General features: G+C 36.7%; 18 protein-coding genes. 2 read left to right on the top strand and 16 right to left on the bottom strand.

From position 1 onward, the window contains the following. Nucleotide 1: 1 nt before the first annotated feature. Both INR76_RS06735 and INR76_RS06730 read left to right on the top strand, forming a co-directional pair. Nucleotides 2-541: a DUF4136 domain-containing protein gene (locus INR76_RS06735; protein ID WP_223109888.1), complete on the top strand. Its 540-nt coding sequence runs from the start codon at nt 2-4 to the stop codon at nt 539-541. Nucleotides 542-785: 244 nt separating this feature from the next. Beyond that, nucleotides 786-1,862 carry a T9SS type A sorting domain-containing protein gene (locus INR76_RS06730; RefSeq protein WP_223109887.1) on the top strand — a complete coding sequence of 359 codons (1,077 nt, stop codon included), beginning with the start codon at nt 786-788 and terminating at the stop codon, nt 1,860-1,862. A 57-nt stretch (nt 1,863-1,919) separates the two neighbouring features. On the opposite strand, the gene INR76_RS06725 is transcribed toward INR76_RS06730, so the two are convergent. The 16 genes from INR76_RS06725 to paaA form a co-directional block, all read right to left on the bottom strand. Further along, nucleotides 1,920-4,067 carry a thiamine pyrophosphate-dependent enzyme gene (locus INR76_RS06725; RefSeq protein ID WP_223109886.1) on the bottom strand — a complete coding sequence of 716 codons (2,148 nt, stop codon included), beginning with the start codon at nt 4,065-4,067 and terminating at the stop codon, nt 1,920-1,922. 1 nt (nt 4,068) lies between these two features. After that, nucleotides 4,069-5,415 (bottom strand): dihydrolipoamide acetyltransferase family protein, encoded by a 1,347-nt coding sequence (locus INR76_RS06720; protein WP_255592882.1) that lies wholly within the window; start codon nt 5,413-5,415, stop codon nt 4,069-4,071. After that, nucleotides 5,408-5,725 (bottom strand): GIY-YIG nuclease family protein, encoded by a 318-nt coding sequence (locus INR76_RS06715; protein WP_255592881.1) that lies wholly within the window; start codon nt 5,723-5,725, stop codon nt 5,408-5,410. Before INR76_RS06715 ends, INR76_RS06720 begins: the two co-directional genes overlap by 8 nt. 63 nt (nt 5,726-5,788) lie before the next feature. Beyond that, a complete protein-coding gene (locus INR76_RS06710) occupies nt 5,789-6,394 on the bottom strand; it encodes a transferase hexapeptide repeat family protein (protein ID WP_223109885.1) in 606 nt (201 codons plus the stop codon). Nucleotides 6,395-6,400: 6 nt separating this feature from the next. Then, nucleotides 6,401-7,159 (bottom strand): enoyl-CoA hydratase/isomerase family protein, encoded by a 759-nt coding sequence (locus INR76_RS06705; RefSeq protein ID WP_223109884.1) that lies wholly within the window; start codon nt 7,157-7,159, stop codon nt 6,401-6,403. Nucleotides 7,160-7,164: 5 nt separating this feature from the next. After that, a complete protein-coding gene (gene paaZ, locus INR76_RS06700; protein ID WP_223109883.1) occupies nt 7,165-9,675 on the bottom strand; it encodes a phenylacetic acid degradation bifunctional protein PaaZ in 2,511 nt (836 codons plus the stop codon). A 3-nt stretch (nt 9,676-9,678) separates the two neighbouring features. Then, nucleotides 9,679-10,560, bottom strand: coding sequence for a YDG/SRA domain-containing protein (locus INR76_RS06695; RefSeq protein ID WP_223109882.1), 882 nt, complete (start codon nt 10,558-10,560; stop codon nt 9,679-9,681). Between the two features lie 9 nt (nt 10,561-10,569). Further along, complete coding sequence (locus tag INR76_RS06690) at nt 10,570-11,175, bottom strand: short chain dehydrogenase (protein WP_223109881.1); 606 nt, start codon at nt 11,173-11,175, stop codon at nt 10,570-10,572. A 93-nt stretch (nt 11,176-11,268) separates the two neighbouring features. Further along, nucleotides 11,269-12,480, bottom strand: coding sequence for a 3-oxoadipyl-CoA thiolase (gene pcaF / locus INR76_RS06685; protein ID WP_223109880.1), 1,212 nt, complete (start codon nt 12,478-12,480; stop codon nt 11,269-11,271). A gap of 82 nt (nt 12,481-12,562) precedes the next feature. Further along, nucleotides 12,563-12,970, bottom strand: a complete 408-nt coding sequence (locus INR76_RS06680) for a PaaI family thioesterase (protein ID WP_223109879.1) — start codon at nt 12,968-12,970, stop codon at nt 12,563-12,565. Between the two features lies 1 nt (nt 12,971). Beyond that, nucleotides 12,972-14,132: a 3-hydroxyacyl-CoA dehydrogenase NAD-binding domain-containing protein gene (locus INR76_RS06675; RefSeq protein ID WP_223109878.1), complete on the bottom strand. Its 1,161-nt coding sequence runs from the start codon at nt 14,130-14,132 to the stop codon at nt 12,972-12,974. 81 nt (nt 14,133-14,213) lie between these two features. Next, nucleotides 14,214-14,993 (bottom strand): enoyl-CoA hydratase-related protein, encoded by a 780-nt coding sequence (locus tag INR76_RS06670; protein ID WP_223109877.1) that lies wholly within the window; start codon nt 14,991-14,993, stop codon nt 14,214-14,216. An 81-nt stretch (nt 14,994-15,074) separates the two neighbouring features. After that, nucleotides 15,075-15,581 carry a 1,2-phenylacetyl-CoA epoxidase subunit PaaD gene (gene paaD / locus INR76_RS06665; RefSeq protein ID WP_223109876.1) on the bottom strand — a complete coding sequence of 169 codons (507 nt, stop codon included), beginning with the start codon at nt 15,579-15,581 and terminating at the stop codon, nt 15,075-15,077. A gap of 1 nt (nt 15,582) precedes the next feature. Next, a complete protein-coding gene (gene paaC / locus INR76_RS06660; protein ID WP_223109875.1) occupies nt 15,583-16,338 on the bottom strand; it encodes a 1,2-phenylacetyl-CoA epoxidase subunit PaaC in 756 nt (251 codons plus the stop codon). A gap of 53 nt (nt 16,339-16,391) precedes the next feature. After that, nucleotides 16,392-16,685 (bottom strand): 1,2-phenylacetyl-CoA epoxidase subunit PaaB, encoded by a 294-nt coding sequence (gene paaB / locus INR76_RS06655; protein ID WP_223109874.1) that lies wholly within the window; start codon nt 16,683-16,685, stop codon nt 16,392-16,394. A gap of 1 nt (nt 16,686) precedes the next feature. Continuing rightward, on the bottom strand, nt 16,687-17,643 hold the full coding sequence (paaA, locus tag INR76_RS06650) for a 1,2-phenylacetyl-CoA epoxidase subunit PaaA (RefSeq protein WP_223109873.1): 957 nt from the start codon (nt 17,641-17,643) through the stop codon (nt 16,687-16,689). Nucleotides 17,644-17,651: the final 8 nt, after the last annotated feature.

Below are 17,651 nucleotides of genomic sequence, written 5' to 3'. Positions count from 1 at the left end.
TATGAAAGCATTAAAACTATTACCACTATTGCTTGTCTTTCTAGTTACCTCTTGTACTTCAGTGCGAGTTGCAACAGATTATGACAGAAAAGCAAATTTTAATTCTTATCAAACTTTTGCTTTTTACAAACCAGGAATTGACAAAGCAGAAATAAACGATCTTGATAAAAAACGTATTTTACGAGCAATTGACACCGAGTTAAATGCTAAAGGCCTAGTTAAAAATAAATCTGCAGACCTTTTAGTAAGTATTTTTACTAAAGAGAGAGAGCGCGTAGATGTTTACAATAATAATTTTGGCTATGGTTGGGGCTGGAGACCTTGGTACTTTGGAGGGTATTACGGTAACACTGTTTCCCGTTCTACTGAAGGAAGCCTTTATATAGACCTTATTGACGCCAAGACAAATGAATTGGTTTGGCAGGGTATAGGAAGCGCTCGTCTCATCACAAGTGGCGATATAGAAGATAAAGAAAAACGTATTAGGGAAATTGTAAAAGAAATTTTAGCAGAGTACCCGCCCGGAGCAATGAAAAAATAGTTTTAAAAGTCCTCAGTTTGAGGACTTTTTTTATGTTTTATAATATGTAAAAATTCCTCTTGATTAACCTACACGAGTATTAGCGTCCCAATCAAAAATAATTCAAAAATTGGGCTCATAATATTAACCCCTCATAAAACAGGGTGTTTACCCCATTCATTTACAAGTGTTTAACTACTAATTGTTAAAGCACTGTAATCTACTTTTGATTTCAGAAAGTAAATAACAATTTAAACTTAGTATTATGAAAACAATTTTTACAATTTTAATGTCACTACTTATTTCAGTAGTAATCGCTCAAGACAAGGTGTTTGTGCACAAAGCAACAACAGGTAATTCAACTGGAAATGTCACCACATTAGATCATCCAGATTTAAATGGTAATCCCAATGCAAATATCATTATATCACATAACCTCAACAGTGAAGGAGTGCAATACAATAATAAAATTACTGGCACTTGGTATGATGGATCAAACTGGACAGTTTTTAATGAAGATTTGAGTTCTATTATTGAAGGCTCATCATATAATATTTACATACCACAGGGAGGAAAACTAATCACTGAAGAAGCTGATGGCTCAAGTTACACCTTAGAGCTGAATGACCCTGCTATTAACGGAAACCCAAATGCAATTATCGTTTATGCAAACTATTGGAATCCAAATCAAGTTTACAACAATCACAATTATGGCTTTTGGTATAGTGATAGTTCTCAACGTTGGAATATATACAATGAAGAAACAACCACAGAGATTCCTGCAAATGCTACATTTTCTTTGTTGATTGATGAAGGTACCGGTAATGCTGACGCGTTCAGCCATATAACTACTGCTGGTAATACAACGGCTAACTATACAATTTTAGATCATCCAAGCTTGAATGGAAAACCAGAAGCATACCCAGTAATTTCTCACAATTGGGGTACTGCTTCAGACAGTTGGAGTAATATACTTGACAAAACTATTGGAGTTTGGTACAACGGTAATAATTGGACTATCTACACTGAAGATACCTCAACTATGCCTGAAGATATAAAATTTAATATCTACGTTGCTAGCGAACCTTTAAGTATTAATGACCAAACCATTGCGAATATCACTACTTACCCTAACCCTACAAGAGATCAAGTTACATTTACTTCAAAAAGTGCTATTACTTCAGTCTCTATATACAATCTGTTAGGACAAAAAGTGAAAGAATTTGTGGGTAATAAGACAACAAACCTAACCATAAACATATCTGAACTTGCAGCAGGAAATTATATTGCTAAAGTTCAAGCCGGAAAAGCAGTTCAATCTGTAAAACTAATCAAGTTATAATGTTTGTTTTTTGTTAAGTGTTATAAAAGGAGTACTTGAGAGTACTCCTTTTTGCTTTTAATATTCTATTAGTTGTTTAATTTTAGCTTTTACTTTTTCTGTGGAAGGAATCATTGTTTCTTCTAATGTTGAATTTAATGGTATTGCCGGCATATTTTCACTACCGATTATCATAACCGGTGCATCTAATTGCTGAAAGCATTCTTCTTGAATTCTACCTTGTAACGCTCTTGAAAAACTATTATCTGAAGGTTCTTCGGTCACTACCAAACACTTACCACATTTTTTAACCGACTTGAATACCGTTTCATAATCCAAAGGATGTAACGTCCTAAGGTCAACTATTTCGATGCGGTCTTCCATCCCTAATTCTGCTGAAGCGTTTACAGCCCAATGTACCCCCATTCCGTAAGTAATAATAGAAAGGGTTTCTTCATCTTCTTGTTTCCAAATCTCTTGAAGCAACCACGCTTTACCAAACGGCAGCACATAATCTTCAGCAGGCTCTAAAGAAGTTGCGCCTTTAGTACCTTTTACTTTACTCCAATACAACCCTTTATGCTCAAAAATCACCACAGGATTAGGATCGTAATAAGCGGCTTTCATTAACCCTTTTAAATCTGCTCCGTTACTTGGATAAGCAATTTTAAGCCCACGAATGTTCGTCACTACACTTTCTACTGAAGAAGAATGATACGGCCCACCGCTACCATATGCGCCAATTGGTACACGAAGAATCATCGATACCGGCCATTTTCCGTTAGAAAGATAGTTGCTACGGCTTACTTCGGTAAATAATTGATTCAGTCCTGGCCAAATATAATCGGCAAATTGAACCTCAACAATGGGTTTTAACCCTACAGCACTCATCCCAACAGTTGATCCTACAATAAATGCCTCTTGAATTGGTGTATTAAACACACGGTTGTCACCAAATTTCTGCGCCAAGGTTGCTGCTTCTCTAAACACGCCGCCTAAACGTCCTCCTACATCTTGACCGTACAGCAAACACTCTTTGTGTTTACCCATTAACTCCTCAATAGCAAAGAGCGCACAATCTACCATCACTACTTTTTCACCACCTTCTGGTGATCGTTCTCCTTTTTCTTCTGTAATTTCGGTAGGTGCAAAATCGTGTGTGAATAAATCTTCCGGTTTAGGATCTTCGGCTTTTAACGCCTTTTCATAGTCTTTTTGAACCGATTGTTTAATTTCAGTTTCTATTTCTGAAAGTTCTTTTTCAGAAAAACCGTTATCTAATAATAAATTTTTAAGTTTCGGATACGGATCACGAGATCTAGCTTCGTCTAAATCATCTCTGTAAAACTCCATTCTCACTCCAGATGTGTGATGATTTAACAACGGAACCTTAGCATGAACCAAAAATGGACGTCGTTCAGTTCTTATTTTTGAAATCACATCTTGAAGCGTATTGTAGCTTTCTTCAAAATCTGTCCCATCTATGGAAACCGCTTCTAAACCATTAAAGCCTCTAGCGTATTCAAAAGCGTTTTGCGCACGGGTTTCAGCTTCATTTGCTGAAATATCCCAACCGTTATCTTGCACTAAGTATAAAATGGGCAATTGTTTTAAAGCTGCCATTTGGAAAGCTTCGGCAATTTCGCCTTCGGTTACAGATGCATCTCCTAACGAACAAACTACGATTGGAGCATTCCCTTGCAGACGGGAATCTTCTGAGTGAACTTCTTGATTGTACCAGCCATCAACAGCACTTTTGTCACTTTTTTCTGAATCATTTTGCGTTTTTTCATCTTCGAAAAGATTACCGCCTTCACGGTAATGAAACCCCATTGCCACACCAGTTGCAGGAATAGCTTGCATACCGGTCGCACTGCTTTGATGCGGAATTTTGGGTTTATCATCATCTCTCAAACTAGGGTGTGAATAATACGTACGACCGCCAGAGAAAGGATCATCTTTTTTTGCCAATACTTGAAGCATTAAATCATAAGGTTTCATACCTATTGAAAGCAAAATAGAATCATCACGATAATAAGGGAAAGCATAATCTTGGGGTTTTAACTGCATTCCAACAGCCATTTGAATTACTTCATGACCTCTAGAAGTAGCGTGAACATATTTTGAAACGGTTTTAAAATTTTCTTCGTACAACTCGGTCATTGACTTTGCAGTGACTAAGTTTTGATAAGCTTTCTTTAATATATCTTTTGAATTTTTTTCCATTTTAAATTTTTCTTTTAATGTCAAATTGCTCCATATTATCTGCTACTCTTCTTAAAAAAGAGCCTGCCAGATATCCATCAACTATACGATGATCAAAGGATAATGATAAGTACATCATATCTCTCACCTCAATACTATCGCCTTCTTCACGTTCCATCACTTCGGCACGTTTTTTTATTATTCCGGTTGCAAGTATTGCGGCCTCAGGTTGGTTAATTATAGGAGTTCCCATTAAACTTCCAAATGTGCCTACATTACTAATTGTAAAGGTGCTTCCTTTAGTTTCATCTCCTTTCAACTTATTATCTCTTGCCTTATTAACTAAGTCATTTGTGTTTTCAGCAAGGGCTTTTAAGTCTTTTTTATTAGCGTTTTTCACTACCGGAACAATCAAATTACCAGACGGTAATGCGGTTGCCATTCCTATGTTTATTTCTTCTTTTACAATAATGTTTTTCCCATCAAGACTCGAATTAATCATTGGGAAATCCCCAATGGCCTTGGCTACTGCTTCGATAAAAAGCGGGGTAAAGGTTAATTTCTCATTATATTTTTCTTTAAAGGCAACTTTATTGGCGTTTCGCCATTGAACCATTTCAGTAAGATCTGCCTCAACATAAGCTGTTACGTGAGGTGCCGTGCTAGCACTGAAAACCATGTGATCGGCAATCATTTGCCGCATCCTGTCCATTTCTACAAGTTTACCTTTTCCTTTATCAAATTTTAAATCGGGTACTTGAAAGCCGGATGCTTCCGGTATGGGTTGTGCAAATTTAAATGGACGACCCTCTTCAATATAACTGAACAAATCACTCTTACGAAGTCTACCGTCTTTTCCTGTTCCTGGTATTCTAGCTAACTCTTCAAAACTTATATGATGTTTTCTAGCAATACTTTCTACTAACGGACTTATAAATATATTTTCATTAACAGTAAATGTAGAAGATTTTGTTTCTACATTTTTTGATGCTGAAGGTTGCATCTTTTTTTTAGAGATAGCAGCTTTTTTTGAAGATTGGTCAGGTGTTGAAGTATCTGTTTTTCTTGATGAAGTTGACTTTTTAGAGCTTCCTTCTTCTTCAGAAATATTTAAAATAGCAATCACATCGCCTACCGGTACAACTTCTTGCACCTTTCTCACTTGTTCAACCATACTTCCTGAAGCAGGCGCAGGCACTTCATTATCAACTTTATCGGTCGCTACTTCACAAAGAATATCTCCTTCTTCAAAAGAATCTCCTTCATTAACTAGCCAATTAATGATTGTTCCTTCGGTTATGCTCTCACCCATTTTGGGCATCTTAAATTCCTGCGTAGGCAGGAATCTTTCCTTATCACTATCACTCATTTCTAAGTTTATTAAAATTTAAATTCCAATTTAGACTCAAATCACTCCAATTTGGATTCATATCAACAATCAGATTTATTTTCCACGCTCTTTTCCACTTTTTCATTTGTTGTTCTCGTATTGAAGCAACAGCTCCACTTTCAACTAATTCAAAGTACATTAATTTATCACAATTATACTTTGCTGTAAAGCTATTTGGATAAACTTTTAACTTGTGTTCTTTTACTCTTTCGTCAAGATTGTCGGTACAACCAATATAAAGCACTCCATTTGGTCTGTTTGCCATTATATAGATGTACCACTCTTTCATTTCTTTTAAATTTGAGATTCCTGCCTTCGCAGGAATATTTCACCCATTTTGGGCATCTTAAATTCAGTTTCCTTCATTTCTCTTAATCTCTTGTAATGTTTTATAAAAATCTTCCTGAATGGGTCTGTTCTTTGGAATTTCTTGTAGGGGTTCTACTTCTTTCAAACTCTCGTGACAATCTGTGGGTAATTGTTGGTAAAGTCTTGTTCCGGCGGTTTTCCAATCTATCATTTCATCTGAAATATCCTTAATCGCTTTTGCCGGATTTCCTACAATTAATTTTCGCTTCGGAAATATAGTTTCAGCTTTTATAAAACTCATAGCACCAACAATACATTCATCGCCTATTTCAGCATCATCCATAATCACACTGTTCATACCAATTAAACAATTACGCCCTAAATTGGCTCCGTGAATGATAGCTCCATGACCTACGTGGGCGCTTTCTTTAAGCACAATACTTTTGCCAGGAAACATATGTATGGTACAGTTTTCTTGCACATTTACTCCATCTTCTATAATTATCTCTCCCCAATCACCCCGAATTGCTGCTCCAGGACCGATGTAACAGTTTTTACCAATGATTACATTGCCCGTTACAGCAGCTAATGGATGTACAAAACTGCTTTTGTGCACAACAGGAATATGACCTTTGAAACTATAAATCATGTGTATTTACTTAAATCGTTTCAATTTTTCTTTTGTAAATGAAGAAAGCACTAAGCGTCCACTTATTTTGGCGCGTTGTTGTAATAGTTCATCCCAATCTTCTGTACCTCTCCAGAACATTTGTTTCATTTCTTTTACCGCTTCAGGATTGTACCCACAAAGTTGTTCTGCAAGTGCTTGTACCTCTTCATCAAGTTCTTCGGTTGTTTCAAAAACTTTTGTAAACAACCCTTTGTCTCTCGCCCATTCTGGTGAATAGAATGAATTGGCATCAATTGCTATTTGCGACATACCGCTGGCTCCAATTTTTCGTTGTACTGCCGGACCCACCACAAACGGACCAATACCTAGATTCAACTCACTCAATTTTATAGCTGAAAACTTAGTTGCCATGGTATAATCCATCGCTGCTGCTAGACCAACACCACCTCCAACAGTTTTTCCTTGTACACGACCAATAATAAACTTAGGGCATTTGCGCATTGCGTTTATTACATTAGCAAAACCGCTAAAGAATTTTTCGCCTTCTTGTTCATTCTCGATAGAGATAAGCTCTTTAAAACTGGCTCCTGCACAGAAAGTTCTATCGCCTCCACTTTTTACAACAAGTACCAAAACCTCATCATTTTGACCCATTTCAGTGATGGTATTTGCGAGTTTTGAAAGAATATCTCCTGGTAGTGAATTGTGAGCAGGGTGAAAAAATTCTATCGTTGCTATTCCGTTTTCTATGTTTTGTTTAACGTATGGTTGTTGTTCTGACATAATTATTATAGTAATCTAAATTGTTCAAAATGATGATTAAGGTGTTTTCTCTCCAATAAATACGATTCGTATTTATTAAGTTCTCCAAAAACTAAATTCTTTAATTTAGCTTCGGGATTCTCCTTAAAAAATTTAATATACTTTTCGCGTTGCTCTTTGAATTTTTCAATGGCTGTTTCTAAATCTGGATGTTTTAAATCATCCAACTTATCTTTTTCAAGCATTGGAAATTGAGAGTTTTGCGGAAATTTTTTATAGTTATATAAGCTTGCATGTACCTTTTCTAAAATCTCTTCTGGTGTAGCAATTTCAAAGTCTTGAATTTCACCAGAAGCAATTTTATATGTGTATTCTAAATGCTCTATCATATGTTGAGGCGTCATAATACCCCATTTTGGTTTAGCATCTGCAGTTAATTTTGACAAACATTCGTCTATTTTTTCATCGGTCATTTCAACAAATGTTTCTTGCTTTTTTTGAACCATCGTTAAAATGGTTGCTATCGCTACTAAAGGTTCTTGATCCTCATTCGGTTCGGCATCAAACACCTCAACATACCACTTTACAATTCCGGAAGGTAATTCGGTTCCTTTTTGTTCACGATCTACTTTCTCTTTACACGTTAAACGCACATAAATAGTATCATTGTGATATAACGGACGTAAAAAGCGGATGTCTTCTAGACCATAATTTGCCGCTACCGGACCTTTATTAGGGTATACAAACAGCCCTGCTGCTGCAGAGATAATAAAATACCCGTGAGCTGTTCGTTTTTCAAAAATACTCCCTTCTAGAGAGGTAATATCGGTATGTGCATAGAAATGATCCCAAGTTACATTTCCGAAGTTAATAATATCGGTATCGGTAAGCGTTCGTTTATGGGTCTCTAACGACATACCAGGTTTAATATCTTCCCAATGATATGTAAACGGATGTTTTTCAGATTCTTTGTAAGCCGATTTTGGTTGATAAATTCCTGTGACTTCAGTCAATGAAGTTGGCGAACCTTGAATAGCACAACGCTGTAAGTAGTGTTTTACACCGCGAACACCACCCATTTCTTCACCACCACCAGCGCGACCTGGGCCACCGTGAATTAAGTTAGGCAATGGCGAACCGTGACCGGTACTTTGTTTAGCACTTTCACGATTTAAAATTAAAATACGACCGTGATGCGTAGCTGCTGAAACAGTATATTCTTTTGCAATGTTATCATCATTTGTAACGATAGAACTAACCAATGAACCTTTACCCATTTTGGAAAGCTTGATAGCATCATCCAAGTTTTTATAAGGCATCAATGTACTTACTGGTCCAAATGCTTCAGTAACGTGTGCTGCTTCATTTTTGAAAGGATTATCTTCTCGAAGCAAAATAGGTTTAATAAAAGCTCCTTTTTTGGCATCTGCACCTACTGTTTTAACGTCATCAAAATCACCGTAAACCATTTGAGCTGTTTTGGTAATTTTTTCAATTTGCTCTTTTACAGAGGTTCGTTGCGTATCATTAACTAGTGCACCCATGCGTACTTCTTTTAATCGCGGGTCACCAATGGTAACTTTATCGAGTTGTTTTCCCAATGCTATTTGAACATCTTCAATTAGCTTTTCAGGAACTATAATACGTCTTATCGCAGTACATTTTTGACCACATTTAACGGTCATTTCATTACGTACTTCTTTAATGAAAAGATTAAATTCTGGTGTTCCGGGAACAGCATCTTCACCTAAAATAGCAGCGTTAAGAGAATCTGCTTCCATAGTAAACGGAACTGATTCTTCAATTAAACGCGGATGCTTTTTTAATATTTTTCCAGTAGTTGCCGAACCTGTAAATGAAACTACGTCTTGTGATTCTACTGTGTCTAAAATGTTTTTAGCGGTACCGCTAATTAACTGTAATGATCCCTCTGGAAGAATACCAGAAGCGATGATTTCTTTCACAACGGCCTCGGTTAAATAAGCTGTTTGAGGTGCCGGTAATACAACTGCAGGCATTCCTGCCATCCAGTTTACGGCACATTTTTCTAGCATACCCCAAACCGGAAAATTAAAAGCGTTTATATGTACAGCCACGCCTTCTCGAGGCACCATAATATGATGCGCCATAAAACGCCCACCACGCGATAAATCTACTGGATCACCTTCTACATGAAATGGCTGATTTGGAAATAATTTTCGAAGTGAAGCATTGGCAAATAAATTACCAAAACCTCCTTCAATGTCAATCCAACTATCCACTTTGGTTGCACCAGTACGGTAACTTACTTCGTAAAACTGTCTTTTTTTCTTCTGAAGGTAAAAGGCTAGTTTTTTTAACATTAAACCACGTTCTTGAAACGTCATTTTACGCAAAGTATCTCCTTTTTGTCTTCCATATTGAAGAATTTCTGGAATGTCTAGTCCTTCAGTAGTGACATTGGTAAAATGCTCACCGGTTACTGAATCGAGAATGGGTGTTCCTTCGCCTTTGCCATCAATCCATTGACCTTGTATGTAGTGTTGCGTTTTTGTCATAATTTAAAATCTGTTTTTTTCGTCATAAAAATGATCGAAATGATATTTAATAAACTCACTATTCAAGTTGTGATTTTTATTTATAGTAAGATTACCATCAATACCAATTAAAGAAAAATCTTCTAATATTGAAAAACCTCCAAAATCAAACATTACATGATGATTGGGACAAAGACATAAAAGATTGTCGATAGAATCTGGTCCGTTATGCGGCACACCTAGCGGTTTAATATGTGCCGCTTCCGCATATAATCCAGAAGATGTTTCAATCGTACTATTACACACTTGACATTTAAAATTATACAGTTTTTTTACTTTTCTACTTATAGCAGTATCTCGAATAATTCGCTGTACAGTAGTTTCTATTCTTTTTGTCTTCTTATAACCACTTTCTTCTTCTTGAAGGACATTTGACTCTTCTTTGTTACTAACACTAACTTTTCTTAACCTATACCTCCAAATATTATAACCACTTATGCCTTTTTCTTTCCAGTAATCTTCAACTCTATAAAGTCCATCATATCTATACCCTTCTGCAGGTGAAAAAGCAGAACCTTTATGACTTCCTCTAATTACTCTAACTGGCAAACCTGTTTTAACATTTAAAGCAAGTGCCATATTACCTCTTACTAATTCTTGATCAACCACCTGTTTAGTAGAACCATCTTTTCTACCTCCGTGACCTGTATAAATTATAATATTTCCATAGTCTTCATCATCTTCATACCCTCCTGAAATAACAATCGAATCCGCACCCTCATTTTGACTTCCACTTATACCAGCTTGAGTTGGTTTATGAACTTTACTAAAGGATAAATCGAACCTATTTTTGAATATTTGTCCTTCATAAACACCTTCAATATCACCAAAAACTCGTTCTTCCATAAATTGTATTTAAGCTCTAATTCTAATTATTTGACCATTAATTTTTCCTTTTACACTTTTAAAATAGCCATCGGTTATTTTTCGCATTGGCACAGGTGTATTTCCAGGAAAATAATCTTTGTATTTCTCATATGCATCTTCAACCATATCTGCTGAAACTACATTTATCCGCAATCCGTTTGTTAGTTCTAACGCTGCAGCTTTTGTAAAACTTTCTACAGCGCCATTAACCATTGCAGCACTTGTTGTTTTATCTACAGGCTCGTCTGCGAGAATTCCGGTGGTTAATGTGATGCTTCCATTGTCATTCAGATAGTTTCTACCAAGTCTAACTAGGTTAACTTGCCCCATCATTTTACTTTTAATCCCAATGTAGAAATCTTCTTCTGAAAGGTTATCAAACGAATCCCATTTGGCATCACCAGCTATGTTTATAATTGCATCTACGTTTCCGGTTTTCTGAAACATTTCTTCAATAGAATCTGGATTTGCAATATCTACTGTAACATCTCCTGAAGATCTTCCAGCGATTATAACCTCATCATTTTCTTCAGAAAAACGTTTAGTTACCGTTTTTCCAATGGTTCCATTTCCTCCTATAATTAGTATTTTCATATCTATGCCCGTGTAAACGGGTATTTTTTTGTTTCTAAATAATTAAACTTTACTCTCAGCAGCATGTTTTTCTGCCGAGTATGAGATTCCTGCCTACGTAGGAATATTTTCTATTACAGCTGCGTAACCTTGTCCAACTCCTACACACATGGTCACTAAAGCATATTTCTTTCCAGTTTCTTGAAGTTCTAACGCTGCAGAATAGGTTAAACGAGCTCCGGTAACGCCTAGTGGGTGACCAATTGCAATTGATCCACCGTTCGGGTTAATACGTGGATCATCATCTTTTAATCCCCATTCGCGAATACACGCTAATGCTTGCGATGCAAATGCTTCATTAAGTTCAATTACATCCATATCGTCCATTGTTAAGCCTGCTTTTTTCAATGCTTTGTTTGAAGCTTCTACTGGGCCAATTCCCATAATACGAGGCTCTACACCAACAACTGCAGAACTGACAATCTTTGCCATTGGTTTTAAGTTGTATTTCTTTACGGCATTTTCTGAAGCAATAATCGTCGCCGCAGCGCCATCATTTAAACCAGAACTGTTTCCGGCTGTAACACTTCCACCTTCTTTTTTGAAGGCCGGACGTAATTTGGCTAAAATCTCTTTGGTTGTTCCGGGTTTGATAAATTCATCATCTTTAAAGATAATCGGGTCTTTTTTACGCTGTGGAATTTCTACCGGTACAATTTCTTTAGCAAAACGACCATTTTTTTGTGCTTTAGAAGCTTTCATCTGACTGCTATATGCAAATGCATCTTGGTCTTCACGAGTGATTTTATGTTTCTCGACTAAATTTTCGGCAGTATTACCCATCCCATCGGTGCCGTACATATCATGCATTTTCTTATTGACAAATCGCCACCCAAAACTACTATCATACATTTTTGCGTCGGTTCCAAACGCGCTGGAAGGTTTTGCAATCACATAAGGACCTCTTGTCATATTCTCCACACCGCCGGAAATGAATAAATCACCATCACCGGCTTTTATAGCTCTGTTGGCGTGAATTATGGCAGATAGCCCACTACTACACAATCGATTTACTGTTTCGCCTGGAACGGTAAAAGGCAACCCCGCAAGTAAAAGCGCCATTCTGGCTACGTTACGGTTGTCTTCACCAGCTTGATTTGCGCACCCCATAATAACATCATCAAATGCTTCTTTAGGGATTGAAGGGTTTCTTTTAACCACTTCAGCAATGACTAGAGCTGCTAAATCATCTGTACGAATTGTACTTAGTGTTCCTTTATAATTTCCTATTGGTGTTCTAATACCATCTATTATATATGCTTCCATATTTTAAGTTGAAATCAAAGTTTGAAAATTAAACTTCGAATTAATATTTTATTTTCTATGAGATTCCCGCCTACGCAGGAATTTATTCCCAATCTTTTGAGGTTCGATAGACTACTCCTTTAAACAAAGCAACCAATTCGTCGCCTCGTTTTACTTCTACAATATTGAACCCTAATTTATTATTTACTTTTTCTATTACCGACTCTGCGATAAGGTAATCGCCTTCATTCAAGGCTTCAATATGATTTATGGATGTTTCTATTGATACAGCATATTTACCGTGAGTATTTGCTGCAAAACCAAAAGCGGTATCTGCCAAGCTGTAGCTGATACCTCCGTGAGCTTTATTCATACTGTTGAGCATTTCTTTACGTATAGTCATACCTACTTTACAGCGACCCAATTCAACCTCTAGTATCTCAATCCCTAACCAAGAACTAAAAGCGTCTTGGCCTAACATTTTATGCGGAATGTCTGATCCCTCAATCATCTTAAAAAAATGTTTTAGATTCGTTACTCATTTTTCTAAGAATGGGCGAACAGCGATAACGATCTTCACGGTATTCATCATACAATGCATCGAGCTTTTCTACGCACCAGTCAATACCTTTTTCATCTGCCCAAGCGAGTAATCCTTTCGGATAATTAACTCCCTTTGTCATCGCATTATCAATATCTTCTGCTGAAGCAATATTCCAAAATAATGCATCTGCGGCTTCGTTGATTAACATCACTAAAACACGATCGAAAATCTTTTGTGCCATTGCTACATCTTGATTAGGCTCCGGTTCGGTTGCTTTTTCAGAATAATCATAATATCCTCTTCCAGATTTTCTACCCAAGTATCCTGCTTCAGCAAAGCGCTTTTGAGTAAAAGAAGGTTTGTATCGTGGATCATAATAAAAGGCCTTAAAAACAGTTTCGGTTACGGTGTAATTAACATCGTTTCCTATAAAATCCATCAACTCAAAAGGTCCCATTCTAAAACCGCCAATTGATTTCAACGCCCAGTCAATAGTAGCAAAGTCTGCAACGCCTTCTTCGTAAATTCGTAATGATTCGCCATAAAATGGCCGTGCTACTCTATTTACGATAAAACCGGGTGTATCTTTTGCTACAGCAACTATTTTACCCCAGTTTTGAATATTCATCATTGTTTTCCGAAGTACTTTATCTGATGTTTGGATTGCTGGAATTACTTCTACCAATTTCATTAACGGTGCCGGATTGAAAAAATGGATTCCAATACAACGTTTTGGCTTCTTTAAAGATGAAGCAATAGATGCTATAGATAAAGATGATGTGTTTGAAGCAATAATTGTTTTTTTTGAAACATAGCTTTCTAGCTCTTGAAATACTTTCTTTTTGATATCAAGATTTTCTACAATAGCTTCAATAGTCAATTCAGAATCACTAAGTTCTTTAAGTGAATCAACGTATGAAATATTACTTTGAATCCTGTTTTTTTCGGCTTCATCAATACGTCCTTTTTCTATTAATCTATTTAAAATTTTTTCTAAAGCTGTTTTAGCTTTATCTAATGCTTCGGAATTTGTATCATAAAGTTTTACAGAACATCCGGCAGTTGCTGCAACTTGTGCAATGCCACTTCCCATGGTTCCACTTCCTATTATTCCAACGTGTTTAATCATATATTTTAACTATAAAATTTAAAAGTTCAAGTTCTACTCACTTTTGTATTTTAAATTTATTGGTTTCTAATTTTCTATTTTTTACTTTCCTTTAAAATTTGGTTTTCTTTTGTTTACAAATGCGTCTACACCTTCTGCATAATCTTCACTTTGAGCAGATTCAATTTGTAGCTTTGACTCCATTTCTAACTGACTTTCTAAATCGTTAGACATTGATTCATTTAACAAGCGCTTAGTGAGCCCTAGTGCTTTTGTAGGCATATTCGCCAAGTTGTTTGCAACATTATTTACCTCTTGCATAAACGTTTCTGAAGAAACAACGCGATACACCATTCCTAATTTTTCTGCCTCTGTAGCAGAAACTTTATCACCCAACATCATTAAAGCAGATGCTTTCTGAAACCCAATTAATCTAGGTAAAAAGAAAGTCCCGGCGCTATCTGGAATCAAACCAATTTTACTAAATGCTTGAATAAAACTCGCCGCCTCTGAAGCAATTACAATATCACACGCCAATGCAATATTGGCTCCTGCACCGGCTGCTACACCGTTTACGGCAGCTACAATTGGTTTTTCAATGCTTCGTATTTTTTTTATAATTGGGTTGTAATGTTCTTCTAGTATTTTTTTGAAACCGGGATTCAATTCTGGTGATGTCACCTCTATCAAGTCTTGTCCCGCACAAAATGCTTTCCCATTTCCGACTAAAACAATAGCCCTAACATCTGCATTGTTTTCGCAAGCATCTAATTCATCTTGTAATAAAAAAGCCATCTCACGATTAAAGCTGTTAAACTTTTCGGGACGGTTTAAGGTAATGGTTGCTACTTTGTTTTCTATATGTGTGGTTATGCTGCTCATATTAATGCCCGCAAAGGCGGGTATCTTTTTATTGTTAGTCTTTTCTTTTGTTTATCAAGATTCCTGTCTTCACGGGAACTATTACTTTAAACACTTAAAATAATCAAATGGTTCTTGACAGTCATCACACTTAAAGAGCGCTTTACAGGCTGTTGAACCAAATTGACTGACCAAGTGGGTGTTTGTACTCCCACAATTGGTACATTTTACTAATTTTTTATTGTCTAGCAATACGCCTTTGTCTGCTGTTTCGGTTAATGGACGTGCAATACCGTAAGCTTCCATTTTTTGAAGTCCTTCTTCTGAAATCCAATCGGTGCTCCAGGCTGGAGAAAGAATTAGGTCAATGGTTGCTTTTTTTCCTATTTCAGAAAAGGCTTTTTTTAAATCATCACCTATAACATCCATAGCCGGACAACCTGAATAGGTGGGTGTTAATTTAATAGATACTACGCCATCTTCTTGCTCGGTAGCTTCACGTATTACTCCCAAGTCTAATACAGTAAGCACAGGAATTTCGGGGTCTGAAACTGTTTTCAAAACCGGAATTAAATGTGAATCTATATTTGCTTTGAGTGTTTCGGTCATATTACCAAGTCATATTTGGGTAGGTGCGTTGCATGTACTGTAAATCGGCCAAAATATAGCCCATATGTTCGGTGTGAATACCTTTTTTCCCTCCGCGAGTGAAGTACTTTCTTTCTGGTACATTAAGTGTAGCTTCTTTTAATATTTCTGAAACTTCTTCATAATAAGCTTCTTTCATTTCAGAAACAGCTACTCCTATTTCTTGTTTAATCATTTCTTTGTCGGCTTCAGTCTCATCAAACAACTCGTCTGTAAAACGCCACAAATCATTTATAGCCTCTTGCATTTTTTCTTTACTTTCTGCTGTGCCATCACCTAAACGTTTTACCCAATCTGAAGAAAATCGTTTGTGATAACTTACTTCTTTTATTCCTTTTTTTGCAATAGCTGAAAGCACCTCGTCTTTGCTATTTTGAAGTTTTTGCATCAACATTAAGTGATATACATCAAACAAAAATTGACGTGCTATAATGTAGCCAAAATGAGTATTAGGCTGTTCAACTAAGAGTACATTTTTATACTCTCTTTCAATTCTCAAAAAGGCAATATCGTCTTCTGTTTTTTCTTCTTGTTCGGTGAGTTTTGCTGCATATTGGTAATAACTGCGGGTCTGGCCTAATAAATCTAGTGAAATATTTGTGGTTGCAATATCGGTTTCTAGGGTTGGACCGTGACCACAAAGTTCACCCAGCCTTTGAGCAAGAATAAGCGAATTATCGGCAATGCCAATTATGTAATTGTATAAACTCTTTTTCATAGTTTTATTGTTTGAAATACGGTATAATTATAACCAGATAGCGTATGAAAACATTACATGTGTTTTACATCATCTGGTAAATCATAAAAAGTAGGATGACGGTATACTTTATCCTGTGCTGGTTCAAATAACTCACCGTTATCTTTAGGGTTTGACGCTGTAATATTTTTACTTTCAACAACCCAAATACTTACACCTTCATTGCGCCTTGTGTAGACATCTCGTGCATTTTCTAAGGCCATTTCGGCATCTGCAGCGTGAAGACTCCCAAAGTGACGGTGTTCTAGTCCGTTTTTACTTCGAACAAATATTTCCCACAAGGGCCAATTTTTTTTATTGTTTTCCATTTTAACTTGCTTTTGCTACGTTTTTATTAGCTTTCTTTTGAGCGTGCGCCATTGCTGCATCACGAACCCACTCTCCATTTTCCCAAGCATCTACTCTGGCTTTCATGCGTTCTTTATTACAAGGACCGTGACCTTTTACTACCTGCCAGAACTCATCCCAATCAATTTCTCCAAAATCATAATGACCGGTTTCTTCATTCCATTTTAAATCTGGATCTGGAACGGTAATTCCTAAAATATCGGCTTGAGGAACGGTTTGATCAATAAATTGTTGACGCAATTCATCGTTGGTTTTACGTTTTAGCTTCCATTTCATAGATTGTTCAGTATGCGTAGACATATCATCTGTAGGTCCAAACATCATCAAACTTGGCCACCACCAGCGATTTAATGCATCTTGCGCCATTTCTTTCTGCTCTTCAGTTCCATTGCAAAGCGTTAACATAATCTCGTATCCTTGACGTTGGTGAAAACTTTCTTCTTTACAAACACGTACCATAGCACGAGCGTAAGGACCAAAAGATGTATTACACAGTGGCACTTGATTAATAATAGCTGCGCCATCTACCAACCAACCTATGGCACCTATGTCTGCCCAGGTGATTGTTGGGTAGTTAAAAATTGATGAGTATTTTGCTTTTCCTGAATGCAACTGCTCGTACATGTCTTCTCTTGAAATTCCTAACGTTTCACAAGCCGAATATAGATACAACCCGTGACCAGCTTCATCTTGAACCTTGGCCAATAAGGCTGCTTTTCTTCGCAACGAGGGTGCTCTGGTAATCCAGTTCCCTTCCGGAAGCATCCCTACAATTTCAGAATGGGCGTGTTGTGATATTTGCCTAATGTGCGTTTTTCTATATTTTTCAGGCATCCAATCTTTTGGCTCTATCTTATCATCACGCGCAATGCGTGCTTCAAATATTTCTTCTAAATTTTTCACTTCTTTTTCACTCATAACTTTTT

The organism is Marixanthomonas sp. SCSIO 43207, from assembly GCF_019904255.1.
Classification (GTDB): Bacteria; Bacteroidota; Bacteroidia; order Flavobacteriales; family Flavobacteriaceae; genus Marixanthomonas.
Note: the sequence above shows the minus strand (reverse complement) of the source record. Positions and strands in the feature narration are given on the sequence as shown.

Bases quoted from the DNA above. Each gene is read 5' to 3' on its own strand.
- INR76_RS06735 (WP_223109888.1), top strand. From the start codon at position 2: ATGAAAGCATTAAAACTATTACCACTATTGCTTGTCTTTCTAGTTACC.
- INR76_RS06730 (WP_223109887.1), top strand. From the start codon at position 786: ATGAAAACAATTTTTACAATTTTAATGTCACTACTTATTTCAGTAGTA.
- INR76_RS06725 (WP_223109886.1), bottom strand. From the start codon at position 4,067: ATGGAAAAAAATTCAAAAGATATATTAAAGAAAGCTTATCAAAACTTA.
- INR76_RS06720 (WP_255592882.1), bottom strand. From the start codon at position 5,415: ATGAGTGATAGTGATAAGGAAAGATTCCTGCCTACGCAGGAATTTAAG.
- INR76_RS06715 (WP_255592881.1), bottom strand. From the start codon at position 5,725: ATGAAAGAGTGGTACATCTATATAATGGCAAACAGACCAAATGGAGTG.
- INR76_RS06710 (WP_223109885.1), bottom strand. From the start codon at position 6,394: ATGATTTATAGTTTCAAAGGTCATATTCCTGTTGTGCACAAAAGCAGT.
- INR76_RS06705 (WP_223109884.1), bottom strand. From the start codon at position 7,159: ATGTCAGAACAACAACCATACGTTAAACAAAACATAGAAAACGGAATA.
- paaZ (WP_223109883.1), bottom strand. From the start codon at position 9,675: ATGACAAAAACGCAACACTACATACAAGGTCAATGGATTGATGGCAAA.
- INR76_RS06695 (WP_223109882.1), bottom strand. From the start codon at position 10,560: ATGGAAGAACGAGTTTTTGGTGATATTGAAGGTGTTTATGAAGGACAA.
- INR76_RS06690 (WP_223109881.1), bottom strand. From the start codon at position 11,175: ATGAAAATACTAATTATAGGAGGAAATGGAACCATTGGAAAAACGGTA.
- pcaF (WP_223109880.1), bottom strand. From the start codon at position 12,480: ATGGAAGCATATATAATAGATGGTATTAGAACACCAATAGGAAATTAT.
- INR76_RS06680 (WP_223109879.1), bottom strand. From the start codon at position 12,970: ATGATTGAGGGATCAGACATTCCGCATAAAATGTTAGGCCAAGACGCT.
- INR76_RS06675 (WP_223109878.1), bottom strand. From the start codon at position 14,132: ATGATTAAACACGTTGGAATAATAGGAAGTGGAACCATGGGAAGTGGC.
- INR76_RS06670 (WP_223109877.1), bottom strand. From the start codon at position 14,993: ATGAGCAGCATAACCACACATATAGAAAACAAAGTAGCAACCATTACC.
- paaD (WP_223109876.1), bottom strand. From the start codon at position 15,581: ATGACCGAAACACTCAAAGCAAATATAGATTCACATTTAATTCCGGTT.
- paaC (WP_223109875.1), bottom strand. From the start codon at position 16,338: ATGAAAAAGAGTTTATACAATTACATAATTGGCATTGCCGATAATTCG.
- paaB (WP_223109874.1), bottom strand. From the start codon at position 16,685: ATGGAAAACAATAAAAAAAATTGGCCCTTGTGGGAAATATTTGTTCGA.
- paaA (WP_223109873.1), bottom strand. From the start codon at position 17,643: ATGAGTGAAAAAGAAGTGAAAAATTTAGAAGAAATATTTGAAGCACGC.